Raw genomic sequence first — 24232 nt, 5'->3', positions numbered from 1 at the left:
TATTTATCGTTCCTTTGGCGTCAAGTTGCTGCGCGATTATGAGATGATATGACCTAAACCTAGGTAAGGGGCGGGCAAAGAAATAATCGGGGAGATCAGTGTCCACCACAGCCGCAGCCACCAGAGCCGCATCCGCCGCCGGAACCACATCCACCTGATTCTGGAACGGACACGGATCCCACCAGTACGGCTTTACCGGAGATGACGGAGTCACGTTCTGGAAGAGACGCTGCGTCGGGCAAACAGACGTCAAAGGGGAAAGGTCCATCGACGGTCGCATGGATAAACCGTGAACCTGTGAGGGTATTCGTTCTGTACTCGGCTGACAAGACACGGACGTTAAAAGTTGCAAAAGCGTCAGGGGCGGCAGTGCCGTTGCCAGACATCACTGTTAGAGCGCCTTCGCTGACTACCGTTCCCAGGATTTCGGGGGAGGCCTGCTCAAAGTCTGCGATAGTCGGATACGTGATCACGTCGAAAGCGAGGGCGGATAAACCCAGCTGTTGCCAGCGCTGCTCGGGTTCGTCGACAAGCAAAGGACCTTGCGCAAGATTGCAGGCCACTGTCGTGACTTCTTGTCCGTTGTAATCAACAATTTCGCACAATGCGAGGACGTCATTCACCATGGAGATATGTGCGAATGATTGAGTAACGGAGTCAAAGCCAGCAAAAGTTGCAAACGGTTCAACAGCGAGAATGTTAATTTGTGCGCCGGAGTCGTCTGCATACTGAATAAGCTGTCCACCACGGACTTCGCCGGTCACGGCAAGTTTATCGGTGGCGATGGCTGCTTCAACGGCATCCTGCCACTTGTCAAAGGTCATACCTATGCTCAAGAGATCAGTGCTCATAGCGTCTGATTGTATCCCTTTGTGACCCCATTGATGGCATTGGAACTATTTCTTAGGAGTTCTTCTCACTCACGGAGGCTGGCGCTGCGTGACGACGAGACATAGGCGGGCACGGCTAGATGTCCTTAGTATGTCGCAGAAAAATCATGTGAGGTTGGCTTGTTTACTACGTTTTTGCTGCGTTCGCTAACAAAGATCATCGGTGCGAAGTACTAGTGTTGGACTATTCAACATGCGACAATGATCGGTAACGATGACTAAAAATAATGAAACCCCAATTCACGACCAGATCCTTAACTCTGCTCATCCCTCGGAGCAGCTAGGAACCGTGCATGATGACCTTCTTGACCAAGCATTCAAGGATCATCGACCTGTAGCGCCGTATGAAGATTCCGGAGTAGATCAATCTGGGTTGCTTAGTCCCCGCCACGCGGATGGGGCAGTGTCCTCGCCTGGCATGTCGGAGAACAAACAGCCTACTGTTGGTGAGCTTGATCTAGAAGCCCGATCCAGCCTGCGTAGCCTCACTCGAGGCTCAAGTATTCATGCGACAGACCAAGATGACGGCTATGACGTTGAGTACCGAAAATTACGCCTAGAACGCGTGATTCTTGTTGGTGTGTGGACACAAGGAACTACGGCAGAAGTAGAAGCCACTATGCAAGAACTTGCAGCTCTGGCTGAGACAGCAGGGTCAGAGGTCGTGGACATGCTCTATCAAAAGCGTGATAAGCCGGACCCTGGAACCTATATCGGCTCCGGTAAAGTAGCAGAGCTTAAAGACATCGTGATGTCTACCGGTGTGGATACTGTGGTGTGCGATGGTGAGCTCTCACCAGGACAGATGATTGCGCTGGAAAAAGCCTTAGACGTTAAGGTCATTGACCGGACGATGCTGATCCTTGATATCTTTGCCCAGCACGCTAAGAGCAAAGAGGGCAAAGCTCAAGTCTCATTGGCGCAAATGGAATACCTTATTACTCGCGTGCGCGGTTGGGGTGGGGCTTTGTCTCGGCAGGCGGGCGGTCGAGCAGGTTCCAATGGTGGCGTAGGCCTGCGTGGCCCCGGTGAAACAAAGATCGAGGCGGATCGCCGTCGTCTTCGTTCAGACATGGCTAAATTGCGTAAAGAAATCGCTGGTATGAAAACAGCGAGAGACGTGAAACGCTCGCAGCGCCGCGACTCTACGATTCCTCAGATCGCGATTGCTGGATATACCAACGCTGGAAAATCATCCCTTATTAATGCTCTTACTGGCGCGGGCGTGCTTGTGGAGGACGCACTGTTTGCGACCCTGGATCCGACCACCAGGCGCGCTGAGCTTGCCGATGGCCGATCGGTGGTCTTCACCGACACCGTGGGTTTTGTCCGTCACTTGCCTACTCAGCTAGTGGAAGCCTTCCGATCTACGCTTGAAGAAGTCGTGGGAGCAGATCTTGTTCTCCACGTTGTCGATGGTTCTGATCCCTTCCCGTTGGAACAGATCAAAGCTGTTAACGGAGTTATATCTGACATCGTGCGAGAGCTAAAGGTAGAAGCGCCACCAGAGATAATCGTGGTCAATAAGATTGATCAGGCAGATCCGTTGATCCTTGCAGAATTGCGCCACGCGTTGGATGACGTGGTGTTTGTGTCTGCACAAGAAGGCGATGGGATTCCTGAGCTGGAAGCTCGTATCGAGCTTTTCCTCAACACTCTGGACGCACATGTTCATCTGCTGATTCCCTTTACCCGGGGGGACATTGTGTCGCGACTCCACAAATTTGGAACGGTTTTATCTGAGGAGTATCACGCGGAAGGCACGCTTATCGACGTCCGCCTGCCGCATTCTTTGGCATCAGAACTAGGGGAGTACCAGGTAACTTCCACCTCATAATCCGAGGTGGGGGCGAAAAATGTACATGGTGCCCCCACGTTCTTGGAGAAAAGCCCCTTCGGGGGTGATAATAAAAGCTCGTGAGCAAAACTTCCTGGGGATGGACCCTTCACGGCGACGGTAAGACGATTGCCCCTGGTGCCGTAGTAGCACCAGAAGAACGATTGAGCTGGGGTCGGACCGTAGGTATCGGCATGCAGCACGTAATCGCAATGTTCGGTGCAACGTTGCTGGTGCCCACCCTGACTGGTTTCCCTGTGAATACCACCTTGCTCTTCTCTGGAATTAGCACCATGCTGTTCCTCCTGATCACTCGAAACAGGCTTCCCTCTTATTTGGGAAGCTCGTTTGGCTTTATCGCTCCGCTGATCGCCTCTCAAAGTGAAGGTATCGCTGTCCAGTTGGGTGGCGTAGTGGTCACAGGCCTTGTGCTTATTGCGGTGGGATTTATTGTTAAAGCCGCAGGTAAGCGAGTCATTGATCTTGTCATGCCTCCCGCCGTCACGGGTGCCATTGTCGCGCTTATCGGGCTTAACCTTGCTCCGGCCGCTACGTCTAATTTTCAAGCACAACCGTTGGTCGCAACGGTGACTCTGGCTGCGATTCTCTTTTTTACAGTTGCTGGACGTGGAATGATTGCCAGACTGGGGATTCTCATTGGAGTCATCATAGGCTGGGTTTTTGCCGCTCTGACCGGAAACCTTTCGGAAGGCGCGACTACTGCTATTCATGATGCCGCATGGATCGGGTTACCACAGTTCCACACTCCACAATTTACTGTGCACACCATCCTCGTGACCCTGCCGGTAGTGATCGTGCTTATCGCGGAAAACGTAGGACATGTCAAAGCCGTGAGTGAGATGACCGGGCGTGATCTAGACGATTTGGCTGGCGACGCACTCATCGCGGATGGATTAGGAACTACTTTTGCTGGAGGCTTCGGTGGATCAGGAACCACCACGTATGCAGAAAACATCGGTGTTATGGCTGCAACGCGAGTCTACTCAACAGCTGCTTATTGGATTGCGGCTTTGACAGCAGTTGTCTTGGCTTTTATCCCGAAGTTCGGGGCGCTCATTTTCACTATTCCTACGGGCGTTCTCGGGGGCGCGGCCATTGTCTTGTATGGCCTCATCGGAATGCTTGGTGTGCGGATCTGGCAAGACAACAAGGTCAACTTTAATAACCCTGTGAATCTTACCGCTGCTGCTGTGGCACTTATCGCAGGAATCGGAAACCTGACTCTCACGGTCTTCGGCGTTGAACTTCAAGGTATTGCTTGGGGATCCATGGGAATCATCGTCTTTTACCCAATCTTGCGATGGTTGTATACCCGTGTTGGTGAGGGGCAAACAGCACAGTTTTAAAAACTGGCCCGTATCTTGATCAAGATACGGGCTTGCGTTATTTTCCGGGGAACATAGCCGGCATGCGTGTACTGTGTATCCACAGAGGTCATCAAGGGAAGGGACCCTCATGGAACATATGCAACAGTCAGTGATTGAGAATCGCTTCCTCGTTGGAATCCACTATAAGGTTCCTCTGTCGGAGATCCCTACGGTGTTCGAGCCAGCATATACAGCTCTCGGTGACCTGTTTAAAAAGCAAGGAGTAGCGCCTGCTGCCCACGTCGCTTATTACTATGAGATCTCAAGCGGGGTAATACACATGGCTCCAGCGTTTGTGGTGCAGCCGAAGGACTGGGCCTTGATGGAGGCTGCCTGTGGAGCTTCTGACGAGGCTCATTACGAGTGTCTTCCTAGCCAGGTAAGCGGGATGACTACGTGGGAAACACCAAGCACTACCGCGGCTTTTGTGGAACATAGAGGGTCATATTCTGCTCTTCCTAAGGTGTGGAGTGAACTGGAGAAACGAGTGGCGGAATGTGGGGAACCGGGGCCGCTTCGCTGGGAAGAATATATGGTGATGTCGGAGCAAGAGGAAGAACGTGTGACTCGCTTGTATTGGTCATATTTCTAAGTTTTGCCTTTTGCCCCGACTGCACGGTTAGGAACCAGTATGTCCCCGGAGCAGTTCGCTAAAAGGAGTCAGATTTTCCTGAGGATCGGTCCCAGTGTGTCGTCTTGTTTCTTTGTGTAAAACAAAATTCCCAAGACCATCTACCTGTGAGGAAACATTGACTATATGCTCTGCTAGCTCATTGGCGGCTCGTTGAATTCTTATATGAGTTGCCTCTGATTCGATGCTGCCAAAATCTTCTGTAGCAACGAAAACCCCTGTAGGTACAACTATCGCGCGCATATAGGTAAACAGGGGACGCAAGGCGAAGTCGAGAACCAAAGAATGCCGTGCAGTGCCTGCAGTAGCACCGATAAGTACCGGCATATCGACGAGAGCTTCCGCATCAAGAACATCAAAAAAAGTTTTGAATAATCCGGAGTAGCTTGCTTTAAAGACAGGGGACACCGCCACGAGGGCATCTGCAGACGATAATTTTTGCTTGACCTCTTCTAGCCGTGGCGTCCCAACGCCCGTCGACAATGCAGTGCTGAGATCCGGGATTAGTTCAGATAACTCGATTGAATGAATCTCTAAAGACTCACCACGCGCAGTAACAGCCGCGGATACAGCACGAGCGATAGTATCGCTGACATTTGTGGTTGATGAGGGAGTGGATAAACCTGCCGATATGACAACGAGAGAGCGCATAGCTTAAGACTCCTTAGAGGTTGGATCAACGAGGAAGTGTGGAGAATCCCGATGTTCAGCGAGCCAGCGGTGGCTAGGAGGGTTACTGGGAACGTGTTCTGGACGGCGAGCTTCCATACGCTTTCGCAATTCGGGAACCACATCTTTTCCTAGAACCTCAATTTGTTTCAAAACAACTTCTTGTGGAAGTCCTGCATGATCAATGAGGAACATTTGGCGCTGATAATCGCCGACCCAGTCTGCAAAGTGCATCGTTCTTTCAATAACTTGCTCAACTGTACCTACAGTTAGGGGCGTTAATGAGGAGAATTCTTCTAGTGATGGGCCGTGACCATAGACAGGGGCATTATCAAAGTAAGGACGGAAGATACGCTTGGCTTCGGATTCTGTTTCTGCGATAAATACCTGTCCGCCAAGGCCAACAATTGCTTGATCGGCTTGCCCATGACCATACGATTCATAGCGTTTGCGATATAGGTTGACCATTTTGGCTGTGTGCTCTTTGTTCCAAAAAATATTGTTATGAAAGAACCCGTCACCGTAATATGCTGCTTGTTCGGCGATTTCTGGGGAGCGGATAGAGCCGTGCCAGACGAAGGGCGGTACATCTTCGAGTGGAGCTGGAGTAGAGGTATAACCCTGTAGTGGTGTCCGGAATTTACCGTGCCAATGAACAACTGGCTCGCGCCACAGTCTGCGGAGAAGATGATAGTTTTCTACTGCTAACGGCAAGCCGTCGCGGATGTCTTTACCAAACCACGGATAAACAGGGCCGGTATTTCCACGTCCTAGCATGAGATCAACCCTGCCTTGCGCAAGATGCTGGAGGAAAGCGTAGTCTTCAGCGATCTTTACTGGGTCATTTGTTGTGATAAGCGTAGTTGAGGTCGAAAGCTGAATATTGGTGGTTTTGGCGGCGATATATCCCAGATGTGTCGTAGGGGAGGAAGGCACAAAAGGCGGATTGTGATGTTCACCAGTAGCAAAGACATCGAGTCCTACTTCTTCTGCTTTGAGGGCTATCTCAGTGATCCTGTTAATGCGTTCATGCTCTGTGGGGGTCTCTCCAGTAATAGGGTTGGGGGTGAGATCGCCGATCGTGAAAATCCCGAATTGCATGGTGTTTCCTTCTTGGTGTTAAAAGCGTTTTGGAAAACATTTTATATGACATGTCAACAAAAATATTTTGCAAATATTCCACGCAGATGTTTGAAGGAGTTTTCACGCCAGGGACTAGATGCTCAACGCGGTTTTAGATGTGCAGATGAGGCATAAATAAAGCGCTGAGGAGGGGAGTGTCCCAACCTCAGCGCTTTATCAGAAAGGATTATTCAGCGTCCAGATCTTTTTCGATCAGGGCTGCAATCTTCTCAACTGCTTCTGCGTTTTCAGAAGTTACGGTGACTTTATCGCCTTTTTCTGCGCCGAGAGCCATGATCATCAAGGATGACGCTGCATCGGTTTCATCATCGTCTTCCCCCTCAAGGGCAAGGAAGATTTCCTCATCGAACTCGCCGGCTGCCTCTGCGATGATGGAAGCTGGGCGTGCGTGGAGGCCAACTGCGGAGCCGACTGCAACAGTCTTAGAAGCCATGGAATATTCCTTTCATAGTGTTGAATCCAGCTCTGGAATGCTGAATCCTAACGCTTTTCTTTGTCCCTAAAGGAGATTAAAACTCAGTTTTGCGCATGTGAGAGCCTTGCGTAAGAACCTTGCAATGCGCAAAAACCATGATCGGAGTTTTCCTCCGTAGGTTCTATGCCCGATTCTATTCCGATTCTGTCGGTTTTTCCATTAAACGGGCATAGAATTGTCATAATCCTTTGTGTTTGGATGTTTGATGTCTCATAAGGAGTCTTGTGAGATAAGTTCTACGCTTGGGCTTTAACAGCTGCTTGCTCTGCCAGCTTGTTGGGCCACAAGCTTTTTAGTGCGATGACGGAAAACGCGGAGACAACCACACCAGCTATTATCCCAAGGACGAAACCCCAGATGGGCTCGATAGCAAAGGAAACAAAAATTCCGCCGTGGGGAGCCCTGGAAATAGTATGTGTTGCCATGGTTATCGCTCCAGTGACCGCACCGCCTGCCATCATCGAGGGGATGACGCGCAGTGGGTCGGCTGCGGCGAAAGGAATGGCGCCTTCAGAGACAAAGGAAAGACCGAGCAACCAAGCCGATTTGCCGTTCTCTTGTTCTGCTGGGGTAAACAGGTTTTTTCTTATAAGCGTGGCAAGGGATAGAGCAATGGGAGGCACCATTCCTGCTGCCATGACTGCTGCCATGATCTGTAAGGAGGCCTGATCGCCAGTAGACAAACCTGCTGTGGCAAAGAGATAAGCAGCCTTGTTCACTGGACCGCCTAGGTCAAAGCACATCATTAAGCCAAGGATGATGCCCAAAAGGATGGCGGAAGAGCCCGACATCGTTCCTAACCAGTTTTGTAGCCCCATCATGGCTGCAGACAAGGGGCGTCCTAGTAGAAGGAACATGATGAGGCCTATGAACAGCGAGGTGAGGAGCGGGATGATGACCACTGGCATAAGAGATTGGACAATCCGATGTACTTTCCACGAGCTAATCCACAGTGCAATAACGCCTGCTAATAAACCAGTAACCAGGCCGCCAATAAAACCCGCGCCTAAAGTCACGGAGATGGCGCCACCAACAAAACCGGGGGCGATACCAGGACGCCCTGCGAGGGCATAAGCAATGTAGCCAGACAACGCTGCCACAATAAAACTCATTGCTGCTTGACCTGTAGCAAAGAGAACAGCGCCAAGATAAAGCAATAGCCCTGAACGGTCGAAGGTTATGTCGGAGCCGTCGATAGCTACGGTATTGCCAGGCAGGTTGGTAATTGAATACTCGCTAGCGATCGTCTTCCAACCATTGGCTATGTCATATCCTCCAAAGAGGAACCCTAATGCAAGGAGGAGACCACCCGCGGCGACAAAAGGAACCATGTAAGAGACGCCAGTCATGATTGACTGCTGTACTTTCTTGCCTAGACTCAGGCCTCCGCTTGGTGCTGTATCGGTTGTTCGTCCGGAAGATGAAACGCCTGATACTTTGCGAGCTTGCGGATTCTGTGCAGCGAGAACGGCTTCCTCTAGCATTGCTACCGGCTCGTTGATAGCCCGTTTAACTCCCGATTCGACTAGTGGTTTACCGGCAAATCGCTCCCTGTCTTTTACGCCAACATCGGTGGCAAAAATAACCACGTCCGCAGCGTTAATCGTATCTTGGGGGATAGGCGTAACTGCTGAAGATCCTTGGGTTTCTATCACTAACTCAACATCGTCGCGTTTGACGGCTTCTTGACTGAGGGAATCTGCAGCCATGTACGTGTGGGCTATGCCGGTGGGGCATGCTGTTACTGCGACGATACGAGTGATGTGATTTTTATTAGCTATTGCAGCTTCTGAAGCTTGGGCGTCTGTCGGGGTTTCAGGGGCAGGATGGATGACGGTATTCACCAATTCGACTACGTGCTCTTCAGAAGTAGCGTTGTGCAACGCATCGATAAAATCTTTTCGGACGAGAGCTCTCGCAAGTTTGGAAAGGATCTTTAGGTGCTCTTTCCCACCTCCGGCAGGCGCTGCAATTAAGAAAATCAGAGAAGCGGAGCCGTCCGGAGCACCGAAATCCACGCCATCTTTGAGCCGTGCAAAAGCAAGAGTAGGTATCTGCACAGACTCGGAACGACAATGTGGAATGGCGATTCCGCCAGGAACGCCGGTACCAGATTTTTCTTCTCGCGCGAGCGCATCAGCGAGAAGCGTTGCCGCATGATCGGTACGTCCAGCATCTGAGACGATGTCCGCGAGGGAAGAAATAACATCGGTTGGAGTTGGGCCGAACTCAGCGTCCAACCGCACCAGTGAAGCAGTGATTACGGGTTGAGCCATGGTTTTCCTTGAGACTATGCCTCCGTTCGCGTCAAGGACGATAAGAAAAGGCTGTCCTTCATTGTGGCGGTGAAAGGCAAACTGCGTGATAGATAGGGGTAGTGGCTAAAAACAGCACCGTCCGGTGCTCGGAGATTGTTCGAGTAGGGTTAAGAAACTTTAATCTTAGTAAAAGCGAAGACTCGAGTTCCGGCTACGTCTATGAGATCAGGTGTTGGGATAGTGGTTCCAGGTAAGGCTGCGGCTGCGCTGCCATATGCGACGCCTAGTGCTAGAGACTCGGACTGGGATAAGCCTGTGCTTTGTCCCATGATAAAACCGGCGAGGGTACAATCGCCAGCCCCTACAGTGGAGACGACGGTGGTCTCCGGTGGCTGAGCAATCCATGAACCGGTAGTAGAGACTAGTACGGCTCCTGAAGCTCCCAGCGTTACTAGTACGGCTTCCAGTCCCTGCTTTATCAGCTCTTCTGCCGCGGAAACCACTGGCTCGTAGTTTCCTTTTTCGGCTTCAGCTTCAAAATCTATGTCCTTAGCGCCAACTAGCTGACCTAGTTCCATGCCATTCGGCTTAATTATTGTGGGGGCGACCCTAGTAAAATCAGCGGCTAGTGCAACGAGTGGTTTATCAGAAGTGTCAACAGCGATGTTGATGCCCGGAATCTCTTTTTGCAGCTTTTCCACGAGTTGGGAGTACCAATTTATGGGTGCTCCAGGTGGCAATGAACCGGAGAGAACGACCCAAGATGCGCGTCGTGAAAAAGCAAGGAGCTCGGATTCTAAAGCTTCAATATTCGTGGAGTCTAGTTGTGCACCTTGATCATTGAATTTTGTTGTTGTTCCATCAGGTTCAGTAACAGCGGTATTCACTCGAACATGTCCACAGACTGGGACTGCGTGTCCTGGAATTTCAGCTTGCTTGACCAACTCTATAAAAGGGTCGTGTGCTGCAGAGGGGAAGAGCGCAATAGTTTCATGTCCCGCTTTTGCTATCGCTTGAGACACATTTACCCCCTTTCCACCGGCTACGCTTTTGTTCGAGATCGGGCGTTGTACAGAGCCTCGTCGTAAAGCGGTATCGAGGGTAAGCGTTGTGTCAATGCTGGGATTGGGTGTGAATGTAAGTATCACGGGATCACCACCTGGGTGTTGAATGTGTTGAAGCTGGCTCGTAGCTGTTTTGAGGCATGCCGGTCGGTTACTAAGAAATCGATGTCATCAATACTGGCAAACGTGACGTCAGAAGTTCGGTTAAGTTTCCCGGAATCGCAGAGCGCAACTACGCGCCTGGATTGGGCGATCATAGTGGCCTTGATGGAAGCTTCTCGCGGATCGGACGTGGTCAGTCCGGTTTCAATGCTGAGACCGGTTGTTCCCATGAATGCGATGTCTGCTTTAAGCGTGCGTAAGGATGCTTCCGCTTTTTCGCCAACAATCGCTTGAGTTCTTCCTTTAAGCGTCCCACCAAGGATCATCACGTCAGGAACACCGGCTCCGCTAAGCGTTCTGGCCACATTTGGGGAATTAGTAACAACTAACCAGTTTTGTCCCACGTAGTTGCGGGCTAAAACGCTGGCGAAACTTTCTGTAGTAGACCCTGCATCAATGAAGATGGCCGCGGTCGGTCCGGGGATCAAGGGCAACGCTGCGTGCGCGATGGCTTGCTTACGCCGTTGCGATTGATGAATGGGAAGATCATCGTCATCATCTACCGCAAGTATTTCTATATGAGGCATAGGGAAACCGGATACTGCGCCGCCATGAACTCGAGTGAGTAAACCTTGATGTTCAAGACTTTTTAAATCGCGTCTGATCGTCTCTGGTGTGACACAAAAACGCTGAGAAAGTTGTGTCACACTACAACGGCCTAAATCATTGGTAAGGGTGACAATTGCTGATTGTCTAAGTTGAACCTCTTCGACGGTGGCCATAGTCACCTCCTAACAAAATTGGCGTTTTGTGAAGAGTTGAAGCATGTTGATTTCCGCCGTTTTTACCGTTTCTGCTGGAAAAATGTTGAAATCAATGCCCAATTTATGCCCACTTGTGTCTGTTTGTCAATAGTTCTCTGTTTGTTTGGTTGCGGAAATGTTGAGTTTGTGGTGATGTGTAGGAAGAATGAACTTCAACTGTGAAGATGGGTGGAAACCTTGAATAACGTTGCAACTGACACAGTTTTTAAGGGCACTGGAGTGGTATCTGGTGTTCGCTACGCAAAAGCTGTGTGGATTAGCCCGCGTCCCGAATTGCCGCAGGCTGGTGAAGTGATCGAGGAGTCCCTGCGCGAGGCTGAGTTTGAACGTTTTACAACTGCTGCGGACGTCGTCGCTAAGCGTTTGCTTGATCGCTCACAACGCGCAGAGGGCGCTGCTTCAGAGGTCTTGAAAGCGACTGCAGGCATGGTCAATGATCGTGGCTGGAGAAAAGCTGTGAAAAAAGGCACACAAGGTGGCCACCCGGCCGAATATGCTGTTGTTGCAGCCACCACTAAATTTGTTTCGTTGTTTGAAGCTGCCGGTGGAATTATGGCCGAGCGCACAACGGACCTACGTGATATCCGGGACCGTGTGATTGCACAGCTTCGCGATGAACCGGAACCAGGTCTCCCAGATGTTGAAGAGCAGGTTGTGCTTTTCGCTGATGATCTCTCGCCTGCGGATACTGCAGCGCTAGACACTGATTTTTTTGTCGGGCTAGTCACTGAGCTAGGTGGCCCGACCAGTCATACCGCTATCATCGCTCGACAGCTGAACGTGCCTTGCATCGTGGCAGCTGGGGAGAAGATTCATAAAGTGCAGCTCGGTGAGCCTGTGCTTGTCGACGGCGCCCTGGGGACCGTGACTCTTAAAGCAGACCCAGAAACCGCCCGAGCCGCGGAGCAAGAATCCAAGCTACTCGCAGAGCGTATTGCGCAATGGCAGGGCCCAGCGACCACCAAAGACGGACACCGCGTGCAGCTGCTGGCTAATGTTCAAGATGGTAAAGCCGCTCGTATTGCAGCCACTGATAGCCAGGCTGAAGGTATTGGTTTATTCCGTACTGAGATGTGCTTCCTCACCGCAACGGAAGAGCCAAGCGTTGAGGAACAGGCGAAAGTTTACAAGAAGGTCTTAGAACAGTTCCCGGATTCTAAGGTTGTCGTCCGGTCACTAGATGCCGGTTCTGATAAGCCTGTTGCTTTCGCTTCAATGGCAGATGAAATGAACCCAGCTCTTGGAGTGAGGGGGCTTCGGGTGGCGCGTGCCAACGAGGCTCTCCTGACGCGACAGCTTGATGCTATTGCCAAAGCCGCGGCGGATCTTGGTCGCGATGAACACTCACCGACGTGGGTTATGGCGCCGATGGTGGCAACTGCTCGTGAAGCGAAATGGTTTGCTGGGCTATGTGCAGACCGTGGTTTGGTCGCGGGTGCCATGATTGAAGTCCCAGCGGCTTCTTTGATGGCAGACAAGCTTATGCCGCACCTTGACTTTGTTTCCATCGGTACAAATGACCTCACCCAGTACACCATGGCAGCGGACCGTATGTCTCCGCAGCTAGCGTACCTGACCGATCCGTGGCAGCCGGCGGTACTGCGTCTTATTGCACATACTTGTAAAGAGGGCGCACGGTTTGATACCGCTGTGGGTGTTTGTGGCGAGGCTGCTGCTGATCCTCTGTTGGCCTGCGTGCTTACCGGATTGGGCGTTAACTCGCTATCCGCTGCTTCGACGGCTATCGCAGGCGTTGGCGCTCAGCTTGCTGCCGTTGACATGGAAACCTGTAAGAAAGCGGCAGAAGCAGCCTTGGATGCCGAAGGGGCTAAAGAAGCGCGTGCTGCTGTGAGAGCTATCATTCAGCCTTAGTCTAGGCCTAGAACCTCAAAGGGGCGGGGCTACCAGTAATATATGGTGGCCCCGCCCCTTTGTTGCGGCGTTTGTTTATTTACGCGGTGATGACCTCAACATCATGCTCGCGGAGAGCTTTGATGAATGATTCGGGAGCATTTGAGTCTGTGATCACTACGTCTATGTCGTTGATTGAACCAAAGCTAACAAGATAATCAGTTCCCATTTTTGTTGAGTCACACAAGACGACTACTTTATGCGCATTCGTGATCATGGCTGATTTGATTGCTGCTTCTTGAGAATCAGCGGTGGAAAGGCCATGATCAATTGTTAGCGCATTTGTGCCGATAAAAGCCACATCTGCGCGCATGAGGGCTAATGTGCGCAGTGCAGTGTCACCCACAACAGCTTGAGTGATTGCGCGTACGCTTCCACCAAGAAGCTGAATCTCGTCGAGCCCTGAGTTGGCTAGAGTCAACGCGATAGAGAGGCTGTTGGTAACAATCGACCAATGCTTTGCAGCTGGTTGAACCGATAAAAGTTCCGCCAATGCAGCTGTGGTCGTACCTGCATCAAGGAACATTCCACCATGGGACTCAGGGAGATATGACAGAGCAGCGTGTGCAATGGAGTTTTTAGCTCCGGATGCTGAGCGTGCACGAGTATCCAAACTGAACTCGGTGGTTTGGAATGTCTGATTTGCCACTGCACCGCCATGAACTCGATGAACGACTCCCTCACGGTCGAGCACTGCCAAATCTCGACGAATAGTCTCGGCGGTAACATCAAATCGGGCGGCAAGCTCAGTAACATTGACGCGCCCCTCTACCGCCGTAAGAGAAGCTATTTGGCGCCGTCGTTCTTCTGAGTACATGTCCAATCCCTTCGAGTGAAATCAAATATCGGAAAAGTTCGGTGCTTGAACCGTTGTTTTCCGTAAGACTTACCTCTTGTCATTTTGTCACGGGTAAAAGGAGAAAACAGTCAAACGGACAAATGAATCACGAATGTTCGGACATGAATCAAAACATTTTTTGGGAAAAGTAGGCGTTAGCCAAGGTGGCGGTGTCCGTTTTATTTGAATGTGATGTTTATCTTGCTTTTTACATACTCCCTGAAATGGGGGTAACCGTGCTGTGCAATCTAAAAGGATAAGGGTGGATCAGAGTTTTCGAATAACAGAGACTACCTTGCCCATGATGTCTGCTTGGTCACCTGGGATTGGTGAGAAAGCGTCATTGTGGGGGAGTAGCCATATTCCTGAAGAGTCTTTGTGGAATTCTTTTACGGTAGCCTCGCCGTCAATGAGGGCAGCGACAAATTCACCTTGTTCTGCAACAGGCTGAGAACGTACAACTACCCAGTCTCCATTGAGGATGCCTGCATCTCGCATAGATTCGCCCACGACTTCGAGCATGTAGAGCTCGCCATCTCCCACAATCTCTTGGGGGAGCGGGTAGTAGGCATCCACGTTTTCTTCGGCGAGGATTGGGCTGCCTGCGGCAATGGATCCTACGATAGGAATGAAGCTAGTAGGTGAAGTTTCGGAGGGGTCTGGCGACTTGCTCGGCTTTGCGTTTTGTTTCCTGCCCGGTTTAGGGGTGCTGGATTCGGGCAGTGTTCTCACGTCGACAGCGCGTGGTTTATTAGGGTCTCTGCGCAAATACCCTTTCTTTTCTAGCTCTTTGAGTTGATACGCCACGGATGAGGTGGACTGCAAGCCTGCGGCATCTCCAATTTCTCGAATGCTTGGTGGGTAGCCTCTCAAAACAACAGCATCTCTGATTACTTCAAGGATGCGTCGCTGACGTTCGGAAAGCTTCTTCTGGTCAGGCTCGGTGGCGTTCGGTTTATTTGATTGTTTGGCCATTGATGTCATATCCCTTCAGGATTTTTTTTTGGGGGGGGGGGGGAGTTCTTTTAATGCTCCGCGAACGTGTTCGTCCTCTACTGCTGTTCACCTTAGCTTATCTTTGTGCTCTTAGGGTGATCTGTTCGAAAAAATGGATGAGAGACTTGACCGTCTGTTCGAAAAGGTGTAAAAATCGAACGTGTGATTGATTCTTCGAACATATGATCGTGTTTCTGTGTGGTGTGTTTGAAGTGGTTTTTATAGTGACTTTGTTGCTAAAACAGCAGGGATGATTTCTTTGCTGCGAAAAGTTAGGAAGAGTAATGACGCTGGCTTATCGCCCTCAAAAAATGAGTGATTCTCGGGTAAATCGAGCGCAAATTGTTCCTGCGTCGGATGTCTGGGACATTGACGCGAATCGTAACAGTGATATTAAAACGAATGTTCGTACACTTTCCTTGCATGAAGGATCTGGACGTAATAGAGGCAACCACAAAGAGTGGCGGAGTTTGTTAACCACAGCGGTTCCTCGCTGGAAGGAACACGCCAGTAATGTACTTGCTGGTGCTGTTTTTGGTCTTTTCCTTCTTCTTGGAATCGTCGTTGCGGGCGAGATAGAAGGAAATCCGAGTACGATCCCTGCGCAAAGTACTTCTGGCTCTGAGACTCTACATGCAGGAATACCCCAGTTCGGTGCTAAGAATTAGGACGTCGTGCGTTTTTTGAAGGCCGCCTTTAACAGCTATTGCTCAAGCCTGTGCGGTAGCCTTTAAGTTACGCTAGTTAAACGACTATCGAGTGTAGGGATTATTCAAAGTGTATTGCCCGTTCTGCCACCATGAGCATTCCAAAGTTATCGATACCAGAATGATTGATGCTGGTTCAGCAATCAGGCGGCGGCGTGAATGCTCGGAGTGCAATGGCCGTTTTACCACTGTGGAAAAGGCACAGTTACTAGTAGTAAAACGTAACGGCCTGACGGAGCCCTTTAGCCGCGATAAAGTTATCGTGGGCGTGAGGAGAGCCTGCCAGGGGCGTGACGTGAGCGAAGACGCATTAAAACGATTGGCCCAACAAGTAGAGGAACGTATCCGGAAGCACGGAAGTTCTCAGATTCAGGCAAATGCCATAGGCCTAGCAATTTTGGAACCTTTACGAGAACTCGATGAAGTTGCCTATTTGCGCTTTGCTTCTGTCTATAAATCGTTTGAGAGCGTTAATGATTTTGAATCTGAGATCCGTTTGATGCGGCGGCGTGATCGTAGCCTTTAGAGCTGCTCGATTGCTTTTGCAATCTTCCTTTCAGAGACTGATTGTGCAGTTCCCAGCCTTTGGGCAAAAAGGCTGACACGCAATTCTTGAATCATCCATTGGATATCTCGTATCTGTCGAGTAGATTTTCCGTGCCCAGATTTTTGAACTTTCTGCGCTAGGTCCCGTTCTAATCGATTAATCAGTAACTGTCTGTCTGCATCTCGATCAGGCATCCGACCCATGTCTTCGAGCCGAAGCGTGATTGCTTGCACGTATCTTGAAAGGTGCTTGAGGCGTTGTGCTCCATGCTGGGATAGGGCATGCGGCGGAAGTAGAAAATTGAGTTGATCGTTAATATCGTCGATAGCTGGACCTGCCCAATTGCTGATCTCTGATTTGATGCGAAGATAAGAGTTAATACCGGGAGCTAATTCGACGACTATTGCACGTACCTTGCTGGGAACTAATGGTTTGATAACCGCTTGTAGCTTGGAAAACTCTTCTGGTGACCTCACCGCGCCACCGTGAGCGATGATCAAGTCTCGTACGACCGCAACCCGCGCATCGTTGACAAAGCCTGTGGCGCCACCGTGCGGATAATTTTCTATAGCAACTCGTTGTTGCAGCGGCAGTCCATTGAGCATCTTTTGGGTGTTCACGGGTACGGCTTTGAGTAATAACGTTAGCGTCGCTGTAAACATGGAGGCATCAGCCTCGCGTTTAGTCGCCATAGCCTTAACAGAAACGCCTTCGGGCGTAACGACAAGTGCTGGGTACGTTGTCACTATTTGTCCATCGACTTTTGTGGTGACTTCTTGTGCGATAGCACCTAGAGACTGCGTAGTCCATTCCTTAGCAGAGGACTGCTCAACTGCATGAGACACCCGCGAAACCGATGCTCGGATCTGCTCGGAACGTCGGGATTTGAGCGACTCGAGCGATTTATCCCGATCGATGATACGCCCGCGTTTATCCACAGCCGCGAATGTTATTTTGAGGTGTTTGGGAAGCGCTTGTGGGTTGAAGTCTTCCGCAGATATTCCAGGACGACCCAATTCTGCTAAGCATTCGGCGATGCGATGGTAAAGGGAACCGTCACGATAGGCCAGCATCGCTGTGATTTTATGGGCAAAATCGGGTGCAGGAACAACGGTTTTACGCAAGTGTTTAGGTAAAGAACGGATCAGGTCGGTGACCAGATCTTCCAACAACCCTGGAACAAGCCATTCAAAGCCATCGGCATCGAGGCCTCCCAGCAAGGGCACGGGGACAAGAACGGTGACACCGTCGTCTTCGGCACTGGGATCAAAGTGATAAGTTAAACCGAATTCCAAAGACCCTCGGCGCCATACATCGGGGAAATCTTTCTCATCGACGTTTGCTGCGCCATCTCGGCGCAGTTCCTCCAGATCAAAGTCCAGAAGGTGTGGCGTTTCGTGCGCAGTAGTTTTCCACCAGCGGTCAAAGGAACGTCCGGTGGCGATGTGCTTGGGGATTCTGGAATCGTAAAAGCTAAAGAGGGTATCTTCATCGACTACAACATCACGGCGTCGGATTTTTTCTTCAATTTGTGCAGCTGAAAGTAGTTTTTCTGCGTTACGACGATAAAAAGCATGGTGCGTAGTCCAATTGCCGTTGACTAGCGCTTCCCGAATGAACATATCGCGGGCAGCGTGAAGATCAATAGAGGCATACCCGACTGATCTATCCGCAATAACTGGCACACCATATAACGTTGACCTTTGGTGCACCATGGCGGCCACGCGCTTTGTGGACCAATACGGCTCAGAGTAATGGTGTTTGAGCAGGTTTTTACCTATATGTTCGACCCAAGCGGGATCGATTTCCGCTACATTTCGTGCCCACAATCGGGAAGTTTCTACCAGTTCCGCTGCCATCAGGAATTGCGGTGGACGCTTGGATAAAGAAGAACCTGGGAATACTAAGAATCTGGAGTTTCTGCTGCCTATGAACTCTTTGGAATCACCATCGCGCAAACCGATATGAGATAACAACCCAGAGAGCAGAGCTTTGTGTAAATTGTCAGGATTGAAAATCCCTCCGATGTCTTCTGGGTTGGTCCAGCCAATCTGTTCCCCGATGCTACGCAACTGACGAATGAGATCTGACCACTCCCTGATGCGCATATAGTGCAAAAATTCAGATTGCATGGTGCGTCGGAAAGCATTGCCAGACAGTTCTGCACGCTTTTCTGCGATGTATTCCCAGAGCTTAAGATAGCTAAGAAAATCGCTGCTTGTGTCTTTAAAACGTGCGTGGAGTTGGTCCGCCTGGCTTTGCTTTTCCAATGGACGTTCACGGATATCTTGAATGCTCAAAGCGGCTACCACTATGTAGGCCTCTCTGAGACAACCGTATTCTTTTGCAGCAATCAGCATTCGCGCAAGACGGGGATCCAGGGGAATCTTGGCTAAGCTACGGCCGACTGTGGTGAGACGAAGAGAATCTTCTTGATCTGACTCGGTGAGAGCTCCGAGCTCTTTGAGAAGCAAGAAACCGTCGCGGATGGCCCGGGTGTCAGGGGCTTGAATAAAAGGAAAGTTTTCAATATCGCCTAATTTGAGCGAAGCCATCCGAAGGATAACACTGGCCAAATTTGTTCGCAGGATTTCTGGGTCAGTAAATTCTGGTCGAGACTCAAAATCTTGTTGGGAGTACAAGCGGATCGCTATGCCATCCGTGACACGACCACAGCGTCCTGACCTTTGATTGGCGCTAGCCTGCGAAATTGGTTCGATAGGAAGGCGCTGGACTTTAGTCCGAGTGGAATACCTGGAAATGCGTGCGGTTCCGGTGTCCACCACAAAATGAATACCGGGAACAGTAAGTGAGGTTTCCGCGATATTAGTTGCTAAAACAATTCTGCGTCCTGAATGGGGAGAGAAAACCCGATGCTGCTCTTGGTTGGAGAGGCGGCCGAAGAGGGGAGTGACCTCAACGTTTTTCCAGCGTTTGGCTTCGATAGCATCCATGGCCTCGCGAATATCTGCTTCTCCTGCAAAGAAGCACAGGATATCTCCGGGGCCATATCCCATAAGCTCCTGGATGGCTTGGATAAGTCCATCGATGGGATCGACGTCTATAAGTTTTTCGCCCTCGGAGAGTTCAAGCGGACGATAAAGAATCTCAACGGGGTATGTGCGCCCGGAGACTTCAATGATTGGCGCAGGATTACCGTGGGCGTCAGAGAAGTGCTGTGCAAATCGTTCTGGATCGATTGTCGCAGAGGTAATGATGACTTTAAGATCAGGACGCCGTGGAAGGAGCTTCTTGAGGTAGCCGAGAATAAAATCGATATTGAGACTGCGCTCGTGCGCTTCATCGATGATTATTGTGTCATAAGCGTTGAGGAAGCGATCTCGCTGCATCTCTGCGAGCAGAATGCCGTCGGTCATCAACTTGATAGACGTGGACGCAGAAACGCGATCATCAAAACGGATGGCATATCCCACCGAATCACCGATTTTTTGACCGAGTTCTTCCGCGATGCGTTCTGCAACCGTGCGTGCAGCAAGCCGCCGCGGTTGTGTATGGCCGATCAAACCACGTACTCCGCGGCCTAGCTCTAAACAGATCTTAGGAATTTGCGTGGTTTTTCCCGATCCTGTTTCTCCCGCAATAATGACAACCTGATTGTTGGTGATAGCTTCTGCGATAGCGTCACGTTGGCTAGAGACTGGAAGATTCTCGGGGAACGTAACAGCAGGAATGTTTGCTGTTCGTTGTAATAATGTTGCCTGGGCTTGATCAATATCATTGGTGATAGCCTTAATGGCACCCATGGACGAGGCCTTGTGAATACGACGAAGAAAGACTCGTTCCTCGGCAATACTGACCTGATTAAGCTTTGTGCGAAGCGATTTCTTTGCAGAACGTAACTCGGCATCCGGTCGGAAAGATGCCGTCGAGTGTCGTTGCTTCTTAGGAGTGGCAGGGATTGCGTTGGTATCAACGTTGTTATTATCGCGGGGCTGATGTTTCGCAGTACTCATTTCTTGACCATGGTACTTGGCTCTGTTGGGTAAAAGAACCTCAACTGTTGAGTACATAGCTTGTGTGTGAAATCACCGCATCGAATTTTTACCCCTAATGTGGGTATTGTTTCCTATTCTGATGGTTATAAGGGGTGGGTAGGGAAGCATTCTTTACCCCCATTGTGATCAAACGATAATCTATACAATGAAAATTGTTTTTCCCTATCAAGAAAATAAGTATCAAGAAAATAAATACACTGGAGGGTGTTATGTCTGACCCACATGATAAAGATAGCAATGCAACAGGGGATCATAATAAGGGTGGGGCAGATGATTTTCGTCCTTACCCGGAGGTTAATCATCCGGAAGACAAGCCAGATTTTCCTTATAGCGCTGGCGAGCCTCGGCAGAATCAGACGGGAAGTTATGACGGTTATTCTGCAAACGCAATGGAGCAAACAGCGGCTGGGGTAAATGGCAACGCTTATGCAAGCCCCGTGGCACAGGAGATGCACCCGGACGTGGACCGATTTATGGTCACTGGTGATCCAGGGCTCCAGATCAAGTCTGCAATTAAATATGGATTTGGTATTACTTTTAGTCGTCCAGTGCTGTGGATTCTCGGTGCTTTTATTGTCTGTTTGATCGTTATCGGCGGCAGCATAGGCGTAGCACTACCACAGATAGCTGCTCAGATTGACGCAGGTTCCGCTCCCGGACCGGAAGATTCTGGTAGCCCAGTCTTTGACATCGTTGTTTCGTTGATTACTGTGTTCCTGACAGCATTCTTGTATCAATTGCTATTGCTGCAAATAGACGGGAAAAATATTTCTTTTTCTGCTGTTTTCCAAAAAGTAAATTATTGGCCTGCGACGCTTACTTTGCTGGCTATTGCTGTGATTGATTTTCTGATTCTGTTTGTGGTCGCCGCAGTCGTGGGCGTTAACCTGTGGAAAATCTCTGGTTCTATAACTGATCCGCAACTTATCGCTGTGACGTTGGGAGGGCTAGCAGTTTATGCTCTTATCTCTCTATTAATCCAGCCATTTGTGAGTTTTTCTGCGTATTACGCAGCTGATCGCCGAGGCGGAGTGAAAGATGCTCTGTTGTGGGGAATTGCTGTTGGAAAGAAAAATTATCTTCGGATCCTTGGGTTTTTGATCCTTACTGGACTTATTTCTGTTGCTCTTATGATTTTTACACTTGGATTGGGAACGTTTATTGTCTTCCCAGTCATCTACAACGCTACAGTTCATGCTTATAGGCAACTCGCGGGTGGTCCATACCCGAAGTATTAGAGATAGGCTCCAAAAAGATCATGAGAAAAGCGCTGTCCAGAGGAAACCTATTGGACAGCGCTTTTCTGCTGTATGTTTATGCCTCGGAGGCTAAAGCGTTGTGATAAGCCTGTCCAACAATTGAACCAAGCTTCTGGTATTCCTCTGTGCGTGTGGAAGAAGCGCGGAATACTAAGCCCACTTGGCGCGCGGCTGTTACTTCGCGTGCAAAGCTTGCCGTCGCAATGTTAGGCCGATTGCATTCAATAGGTATTGAACTCTCGGGGACTAGTGTGCTTCCAAGGCCTGCTCCCACGAGCTGCATAACGGTGGTAAGGCTAGCTGCACGCATTTCAGCGTTCTTAGAGCGCGCAGGGTTAACATCTACCTGTTTGCAAAGGTCTACGATTTGGTCGTGTAGGCAGTGACCGTCGTCAAGCAAAATAAGGTCAAGTTCTCGCAGACTGCTCAAAGTGAGATTATCGCGTCCTGCAAACGGGTGGTTTTTGTGCACTACCATCCGGAAGTTTTCGGTATAAAGAGGCATTTCGATAATCCCTGGCTGCTCCGTGGGGAGTGCAAGCACTGCGCAGTCGAGTTGCCCGTCGCGCAGTTGCTGGAGTAAATGCTTGGTTTGTTCTTCAATAATGCGTAATTCGAGATCGGGGAATTCCTCGTGTACCAAATCAAGGAGTTGCGGGAGGATGTAGGGTGCGATCGTTGGGATAATGCCTAAAGATAGAGGGCCTGAAAGCGTGCCGGATGCGCCCTGTGCATAAGAAGTAAAAGCATCCGCGGCGTCTAGTGTGGCTTTTGCAAAGGGGAGAAGAGCCTCTCCTGCGGGGGTTACGATGACTCGTCGAGTAGAGCGCTCGATAAGCTGTACGCCTAGACCATTTTCCAGGGCAACCAGGGCCTGCGATAAGGATGGTTGTGAAATGGATAGCTTGGCTGCGGCGCTTCCGAAGTGCTTATTTTCTGCAATTGTGACAAAAGTTCGTAGCTGTGCGAGAGTTGGTCGGTATTCTTTATTGCTCATACCTATTTATTATAGCTAGTTAAATCGTAAAGTCATATTGACACTGTGGTGGGGAATAGGTATAAACGATTGTAGGTGCATGACACTACGGTGAAACCTATTAAGCATGCCTGCTATGAAATGGATTATGTGGGGCTAGTGCACGTCTAAGGCTTTGCTCCGGCTCTAATGTGCAATTCATATACTCATGGTCGCAGGCATCTTTTGGTATGCATAGGAGCATGATCTGCCGTGGTTAACTGTGAAGTCTTTGGATTTGCGGCTGGCTACGGAAATAAAAGTAACGTCATTTGTTTTATTGGAGGAAAACATGGCAATCCTGACAGTTGGAGAGAAGTTCCCTGAGTTCGAGCTCTTGGCCCTTAAAGGCGGTGACCTGCACAACGTTAACGCCTCCCAGCCTGAGGATTACTTTGAGACCGTTTCTTTGGACAAATATGAGGGTAAATGGAAGGTAGTCTTCTTCTACCCGAAGGACTTTACCTTTGTTTGCCCCACCGAAATTGCTGCATTTGGAAAGCTCGATGAGGAATTCCAAGACCGCGATACCCAGATCCTTGGTGGCTCCATTGACAACGAGTTCTCTCACTTTAACTGGCGCGCTACGCACCCTGAGCTCAAGACCATCCCATTCCCAATGTTCTCTGATATTAAGCATGAGCTTATTCGTGAGCTTGGTGTTGAGAATGCCGCAGGTGTCGCAGATCGCGCAACCTTCATCATCGATCCTGACGGAATCATCCAATTTGTTTCTGTTACCCCAGATGCTGTTGGCCGCAACGTAGATGAAGTTCTCCGTGTGCTAGATGCTCTTCAGTCTGAGGAAGTATGTGCTTGTAACTGGCAGAAGAATGATCCGACCAAGAACATCGACAAGCTTGAGGTAGTTCAGGGATCCCTGAAGTAATCAGTTGAACTAACCAACTGTGGTAACGCCTGCGATTACAGAGGCGTGATTGGCCCGGGGCAGATTCTTTGTATGAGGTTTTGTATAGAGACGTTAGCGCCGGGCCCTTTTAGATAAGAAAAAATTTCAACAAAAGGAAACATATGTCCATCGAGAACCTTAAGAATGCGCTTCCAGAGTACGCAAAGGACCAAAAACTCAACATTGGTACCCTCGTTAGGTCTACCGAACTCAGCGAACAGCAGCTGTGGGGAACTTTAGTAGCGACTGCGGCAGCAACCCGCAACGATACGGTTATCTCAGAAATCCTTGATGAGGCTCAGGACCACCTTTCTGCAGAAGCAATTGAAGCTGCTTTTGCTGCTGCGACTGTTATGGCCATGAATAACGTAGCTTACCGGGCTAAGAGCTGGCTCGGTGACGACTTTGCTCAGGTGAAATTTGGTCTGCGGATGAACATCATTAACAAGACTGGCGTTGATAAAGCTGATTTTGAGTTATGGGCTGTTGCTGTTTCCGCGATTAATGGTTGCGAACACTGCGCAGTCGCACACGTTAAAACGGTGCAAGAAGAGGGACTGACAAAGGAACAAGTCTGGGAGAGCATCAAGATCGCTGGCGTAATGCAAGCTATCGCACAAGCAGTACAAATTGAGGCTGCTCGCTAGAAACAGCTGGCTAACGCTGAAGTTATAACGTCTGGCGTCCTAGATAATTTCAGCGTGAACTACTACTAAGAAAGTACGCGGTGCTTAGGGTTTTAGACCCCTGAG

The 24232-nt window shown here is 50.0% G+C and carries 20 protein-coding genes; 9 read left to right on the top strand and 11 right to left on the bottom strand.

Features of this window, described 5'->3' with window-relative positions:
- Nucleotides 1-95 precede the first annotated feature (95 nt).
- Nucleotides 96-851, bottom strand: coding sequence for a hypothetical protein (locus CKV68_RS02050; protein ID WP_013911710.1), 756 nt, complete (start codon nucleotides 849-851; stop codon nucleotides 96-98).
- Nucleotides 852-1104: 253 nt separating this feature from the next.
- On the opposite strand from CKV68_RS02050, the gene hflX reads away from it, so the two are divergent.
- From hflX to CKV68_RS02035, 3 genes are all read left to right on the top strand, one after another.
- Entirely contained in the window at nucleotides 1105-2727 is a 1623-nt protein-coding gene (hflX, locus tag CKV68_RS02045) for a GTPase HflX (protein ID WP_029975263.1), read from the top strand.
- Between the two features lie 80 nt (nucleotides 2728-2807).
- A complete protein-coding gene (locus tag CKV68_RS02040; protein ID WP_014525907.1) occupies nucleotides 2808-4094 on the top strand; it encodes a uracil-xanthine permease family protein in 1287 nt (428 codons plus the stop codon).
- A gap of 109 nt (nucleotides 4095-4203) precedes the next feature.
- The gene (locus CKV68_RS02035) at nucleotides 4204-4707 is read left to right on the top strand and encodes a hypothetical protein (RefSeq protein WP_231910446.1); all 504 of its coding nucleotides are present in this window, start codon (nucleotides 4204-4206) and stop codon (nucleotides 4705-4707) included.
- 27 nt (nucleotides 4708-4734) lie between these two features.
- Here the strand turns inward: CKV68_RS02035 and CKV68_RS02030 are convergent, their stop codons facing one another.
- The 6 genes from CKV68_RS02030 to CKV68_RS02000 form a co-directional block, all read right to left on the bottom strand.
- A complete protein-coding gene (locus CKV68_RS02030; protein WP_013911706.1) occupies nucleotides 4735-5397 on the bottom strand; it encodes an FMN reductase in 663 nt (220 codons plus the stop codon).
- A 3-nt stretch (nucleotides 5398-5400) separates the two neighbouring features.
- The gene (locus CKV68_RS02025) at nucleotides 5401-6516 is read right to left on the bottom strand and encodes a CE1758 family FMN-dependent luciferase-like monooxygenase (protein ID WP_038618721.1); all 1116 of its coding nucleotides are present in this window, start codon (nucleotides 6514-6516) and stop codon (nucleotides 5401-5403) included.
- A gap of 208 nt (nucleotides 6517-6724) precedes the next feature.
- Nucleotides 6725-6991, bottom strand: coding sequence for an HPr family phosphocarrier protein (locus CKV68_RS02020; protein ID WP_013911704.1), 267 nt, complete (start codon nucleotides 6989-6991; stop codon nucleotides 6725-6727).
- A 278-nt stretch (nucleotides 6992-7269) separates the two neighbouring features.
- Nucleotides 7270-9309 (bottom strand): PTS fructose transporter subunit IIABC, encoded by a 2040-nt coding sequence (locus tag CKV68_RS02010; RefSeq protein WP_095075499.1) that lies wholly within the window; start codon nucleotides 9307-9309, stop codon nucleotides 7270-7272.
- A 149-nt stretch (nucleotides 9310-9458) separates the two neighbouring features.
- Nucleotides 9459-10439: a 1-phosphofructokinase family hexose kinase gene (locus CKV68_RS02005; protein WP_013911702.1), complete on the bottom strand. Its 981-nt coding sequence runs from the start codon at nucleotides 10437-10439 to the stop codon at nucleotides 9459-9461.
- Complete coding sequence (locus CKV68_RS02000) at nucleotides 10436-11239, bottom strand: DeoR/GlpR family DNA-binding transcription regulator (protein ID WP_095075498.1); 804 nt, start codon at nucleotides 11237-11239, stop codon at nucleotides 10436-10438. The genes CKV68_RS02005 and CKV68_RS02000 overlap by 4 nt, the downstream gene beginning before the upstream one ends.
- Nucleotides 11240-11449: 210 nt before the next feature.
- Between CKV68_RS02000 and ptsP the strand changes: the two genes are divergently transcribed.
- Nucleotides 11450-13153, top strand: a complete 1704-nt coding sequence (gene ptsP, locus CKV68_RS01995) for a phosphoenolpyruvate--protein phosphotransferase (RefSeq protein WP_095075497.1) — start codon at nucleotides 11450-11452, stop codon at nucleotides 13151-13153.
- Between the two features lie 79 nt (nucleotides 13154-13232).
- On the opposite strand, the gene CKV68_RS01990 is transcribed toward ptsP, so the two are convergent.
- Both CKV68_RS01990 and lexA read right to left on the bottom strand, forming a co-directional pair.
- Complete coding sequence (locus CKV68_RS01990; protein WP_013911699.1) at nucleotides 13233-14009, bottom strand: DeoR/GlpR family DNA-binding transcription regulator; 777 nt, start codon at nucleotides 14007-14009, stop codon at nucleotides 13233-13235.
- Nucleotides 14010-14297: 288 nt separating this feature from the next.
- Nucleotides 14298-15005 carry a transcriptional repressor LexA gene (gene lexA, locus CKV68_RS01985; RefSeq protein WP_095075496.1) on the bottom strand — a complete coding sequence of 236 codons (708 nt, stop codon included), beginning with the start codon at nucleotides 15003-15005 and terminating at the stop codon, nucleotides 14298-14300.
- Nucleotides 15006-15310: 305 nt separating this feature from the next.
- On the opposite strand from lexA, the gene CKV68_RS01980 reads away from it, so the two are divergent.
- Both CKV68_RS01980 and nrdR read left to right on the top strand, forming a co-directional pair.
- Entirely contained in the window at nucleotides 15311-15694 is a 384-nt protein-coding gene (locus CKV68_RS01980) for a cell wall hydrolase (RefSeq protein WP_095075495.1), read from the top strand.
- A 109-nt stretch (nucleotides 15695-15803) separates the two neighbouring features.
- A complete protein-coding gene (gene nrdR / locus CKV68_RS01975; RefSeq protein ID WP_013911696.1) occupies nucleotides 15804-16259 on the top strand; it encodes a transcriptional regulator NrdR in 456 nt (151 codons plus the stop codon).
- On the opposite strand, the gene hrpA is transcribed toward nrdR, so the two are convergent.
- Nucleotides 16256-20254, bottom strand: a complete 3999-nt coding sequence (hrpA, locus tag CKV68_RS01970; RefSeq protein ID WP_095075494.1) for an ATP-dependent RNA helicase HrpA — start codon at nucleotides 20252-20254, stop codon at nucleotides 16256-16258. The genes nrdR and hrpA overlap by 4 nt on opposite strands.
- A gap of 251 nt (nucleotides 20255-20505) precedes the next feature.
- Between hrpA and CKV68_RS01965 the strand changes: the two genes are divergently transcribed.
- A complete protein-coding gene (locus tag CKV68_RS01965) occupies nucleotides 20506-21534 on the top strand; it encodes a DUF2189 domain-containing protein (protein ID WP_014525898.1) in 1029 nt (342 codons plus the stop codon).
- A gap of 76 nt (nucleotides 21535-21610) precedes the next feature.
- On the opposite strand, the gene CKV68_RS01960 is transcribed toward CKV68_RS01965, so the two are convergent.
- Nucleotides 21611-22552 carry a hydrogen peroxide-inducible genes activator gene (locus CKV68_RS01960; protein ID WP_013911693.1) on the bottom strand — a complete coding sequence of 314 codons (942 nt, stop codon included), beginning with the start codon at nucleotides 22550-22552 and terminating at the stop codon, nucleotides 21611-21613.
- Nucleotides 22553-22862: 310 nt separating this feature from the next.
- Here CKV68_RS01960 and CKV68_RS01955 point away from each other — a divergent pair, with 310 nt between their 5' ends.
- On the top strand, nucleotides 22863-23459 hold the full coding sequence (locus CKV68_RS01955) for a peroxiredoxin (RefSeq protein WP_013911692.1): 597 nt from the start codon (nucleotides 22863-22865) through the stop codon (nucleotides 23457-23459).
- A gap of 143 nt (nucleotides 23460-23602) precedes the next feature.
- Nucleotides 23603-24127: a carboxymuconolactone decarboxylase family protein gene (locus CKV68_RS01950; protein ID WP_014525897.1), complete on the top strand. Its 525-nt coding sequence runs from the start codon at nucleotides 23603-23605 to the stop codon at nucleotides 24125-24127.
- Nucleotides 24128-24232 lie beyond the last annotated feature (105 nt).

The sequence above is a fragment of the Corynebacterium ulcerans genome, from assembly GCF_900187135.1.
In the GTDB taxonomy this organism is placed as follows: Bacteria; Actinomycetota; Actinomycetes; order Mycobacteriales; family Mycobacteriaceae; genus Corynebacterium; species Corynebacterium ulcerans.
This window is presented reverse-complemented; position numbering and strand designations above follow the sequence as displayed.

Excerpts from the sequence above, each read along its gene's own strand:
- CKV68_RS02050 (WP_013911710.1), bottom strand. The coding sequence starts at position 851 with ATGAGCACTGATCTCTTGAGCATAGGTATGACCTTTGACAAGTGGCAG.
- hflX (WP_029975263.1), top strand. The coding sequence starts at position 1,105 with ATGACTAAAAATAATGAAACCCCAATTCACGACCAGATCCTTAACTCT.
- CKV68_RS02035 (WP_231910446.1), top strand. The coding sequence starts at position 4,204 with ATGGAACATATGCAACAGTCAGTGATTGAGAATCGCTTCCTCGTTGGA.
- CKV68_RS02030 (WP_013911706.1), bottom strand. The coding sequence starts at position 5,397 with ATGCGCTCTCTCGTTGTCATATCGGCAGGTTTATCCACTCCCTCATCA.
- CKV68_RS02025 (WP_038618721.1), bottom strand. The coding sequence starts at position 6,516 with ATGCAATTCGGGATTTTCACGATCGGCGATCTCACCCCCAACCCTATT.
- CKV68_RS02020 (WP_013911704.1), bottom strand. The coding sequence starts at position 6,991 with ATGGCTTCTAAGACTGTTGCAGTCGGCTCCGCAGTTGGCCTCCACGCA.
- CKV68_RS02010 (WP_095075499.1), bottom strand. The coding sequence starts at position 9,309 with ATGGCTCAACCCGTAATCACTGCTTCACTGGTGCGGTTGGACGCTGAG.
- CKV68_RS02000 (WP_095075498.1), bottom strand. The coding sequence starts at position 11,239 with ATGGCCACCGTCGAAGAGGTTCAACTTAGACAATCAGCAATTGTCACC.
- CKV68_RS01990 (WP_013911699.1), bottom strand. The coding sequence starts at position 14,009 with ATGTACTCAGAAGAACGACGGCGCCAAATAGCTTCTCTTACGGCGGTA.
- lexA (WP_095075496.1), bottom strand. The coding sequence starts at position 15,005 with ATGGCCAAACAATCAAATAAACCGAACGCCACCGAGCCTGACCAGAAG.
- CKV68_RS01980 (WP_095075495.1), top strand. The coding sequence starts at position 15,311 with ATGACGCTGGCTTATCGCCCTCAAAAAATGAGTGATTCTCGGGTAAAT.
- hrpA (WP_095075494.1), bottom strand. The coding sequence starts at position 20,254 with ATGAGTACTGCGAAACATCAGCCCCGCGATAATAACAACGTTGATACC.
- CKV68_RS01965 (WP_014525898.1), top strand. The coding sequence starts at position 20,506 with ATGTCTGACCCACATGATAAAGATAGCAATGCAACAGGGGATCATAAT.
- CKV68_RS01960 (WP_013911693.1), bottom strand. The coding sequence starts at position 22,552 with ATGAGCAATAAAGAATACCGACCAACTCTCGCACAGCTACGAACTTTT.
- CKV68_RS01955 (WP_013911692.1), top strand. The coding sequence starts at position 22,863 with ATGGCAATCCTGACAGTTGGAGAGAAGTTCCCTGAGTTCGAGCTCTTG.
- CKV68_RS01950 (WP_014525897.1), top strand. The coding sequence starts at position 23,603 with ATGTCCATCGAGAACCTTAAGAATGCGCTTCCAGAGTACGCAAAGGAC.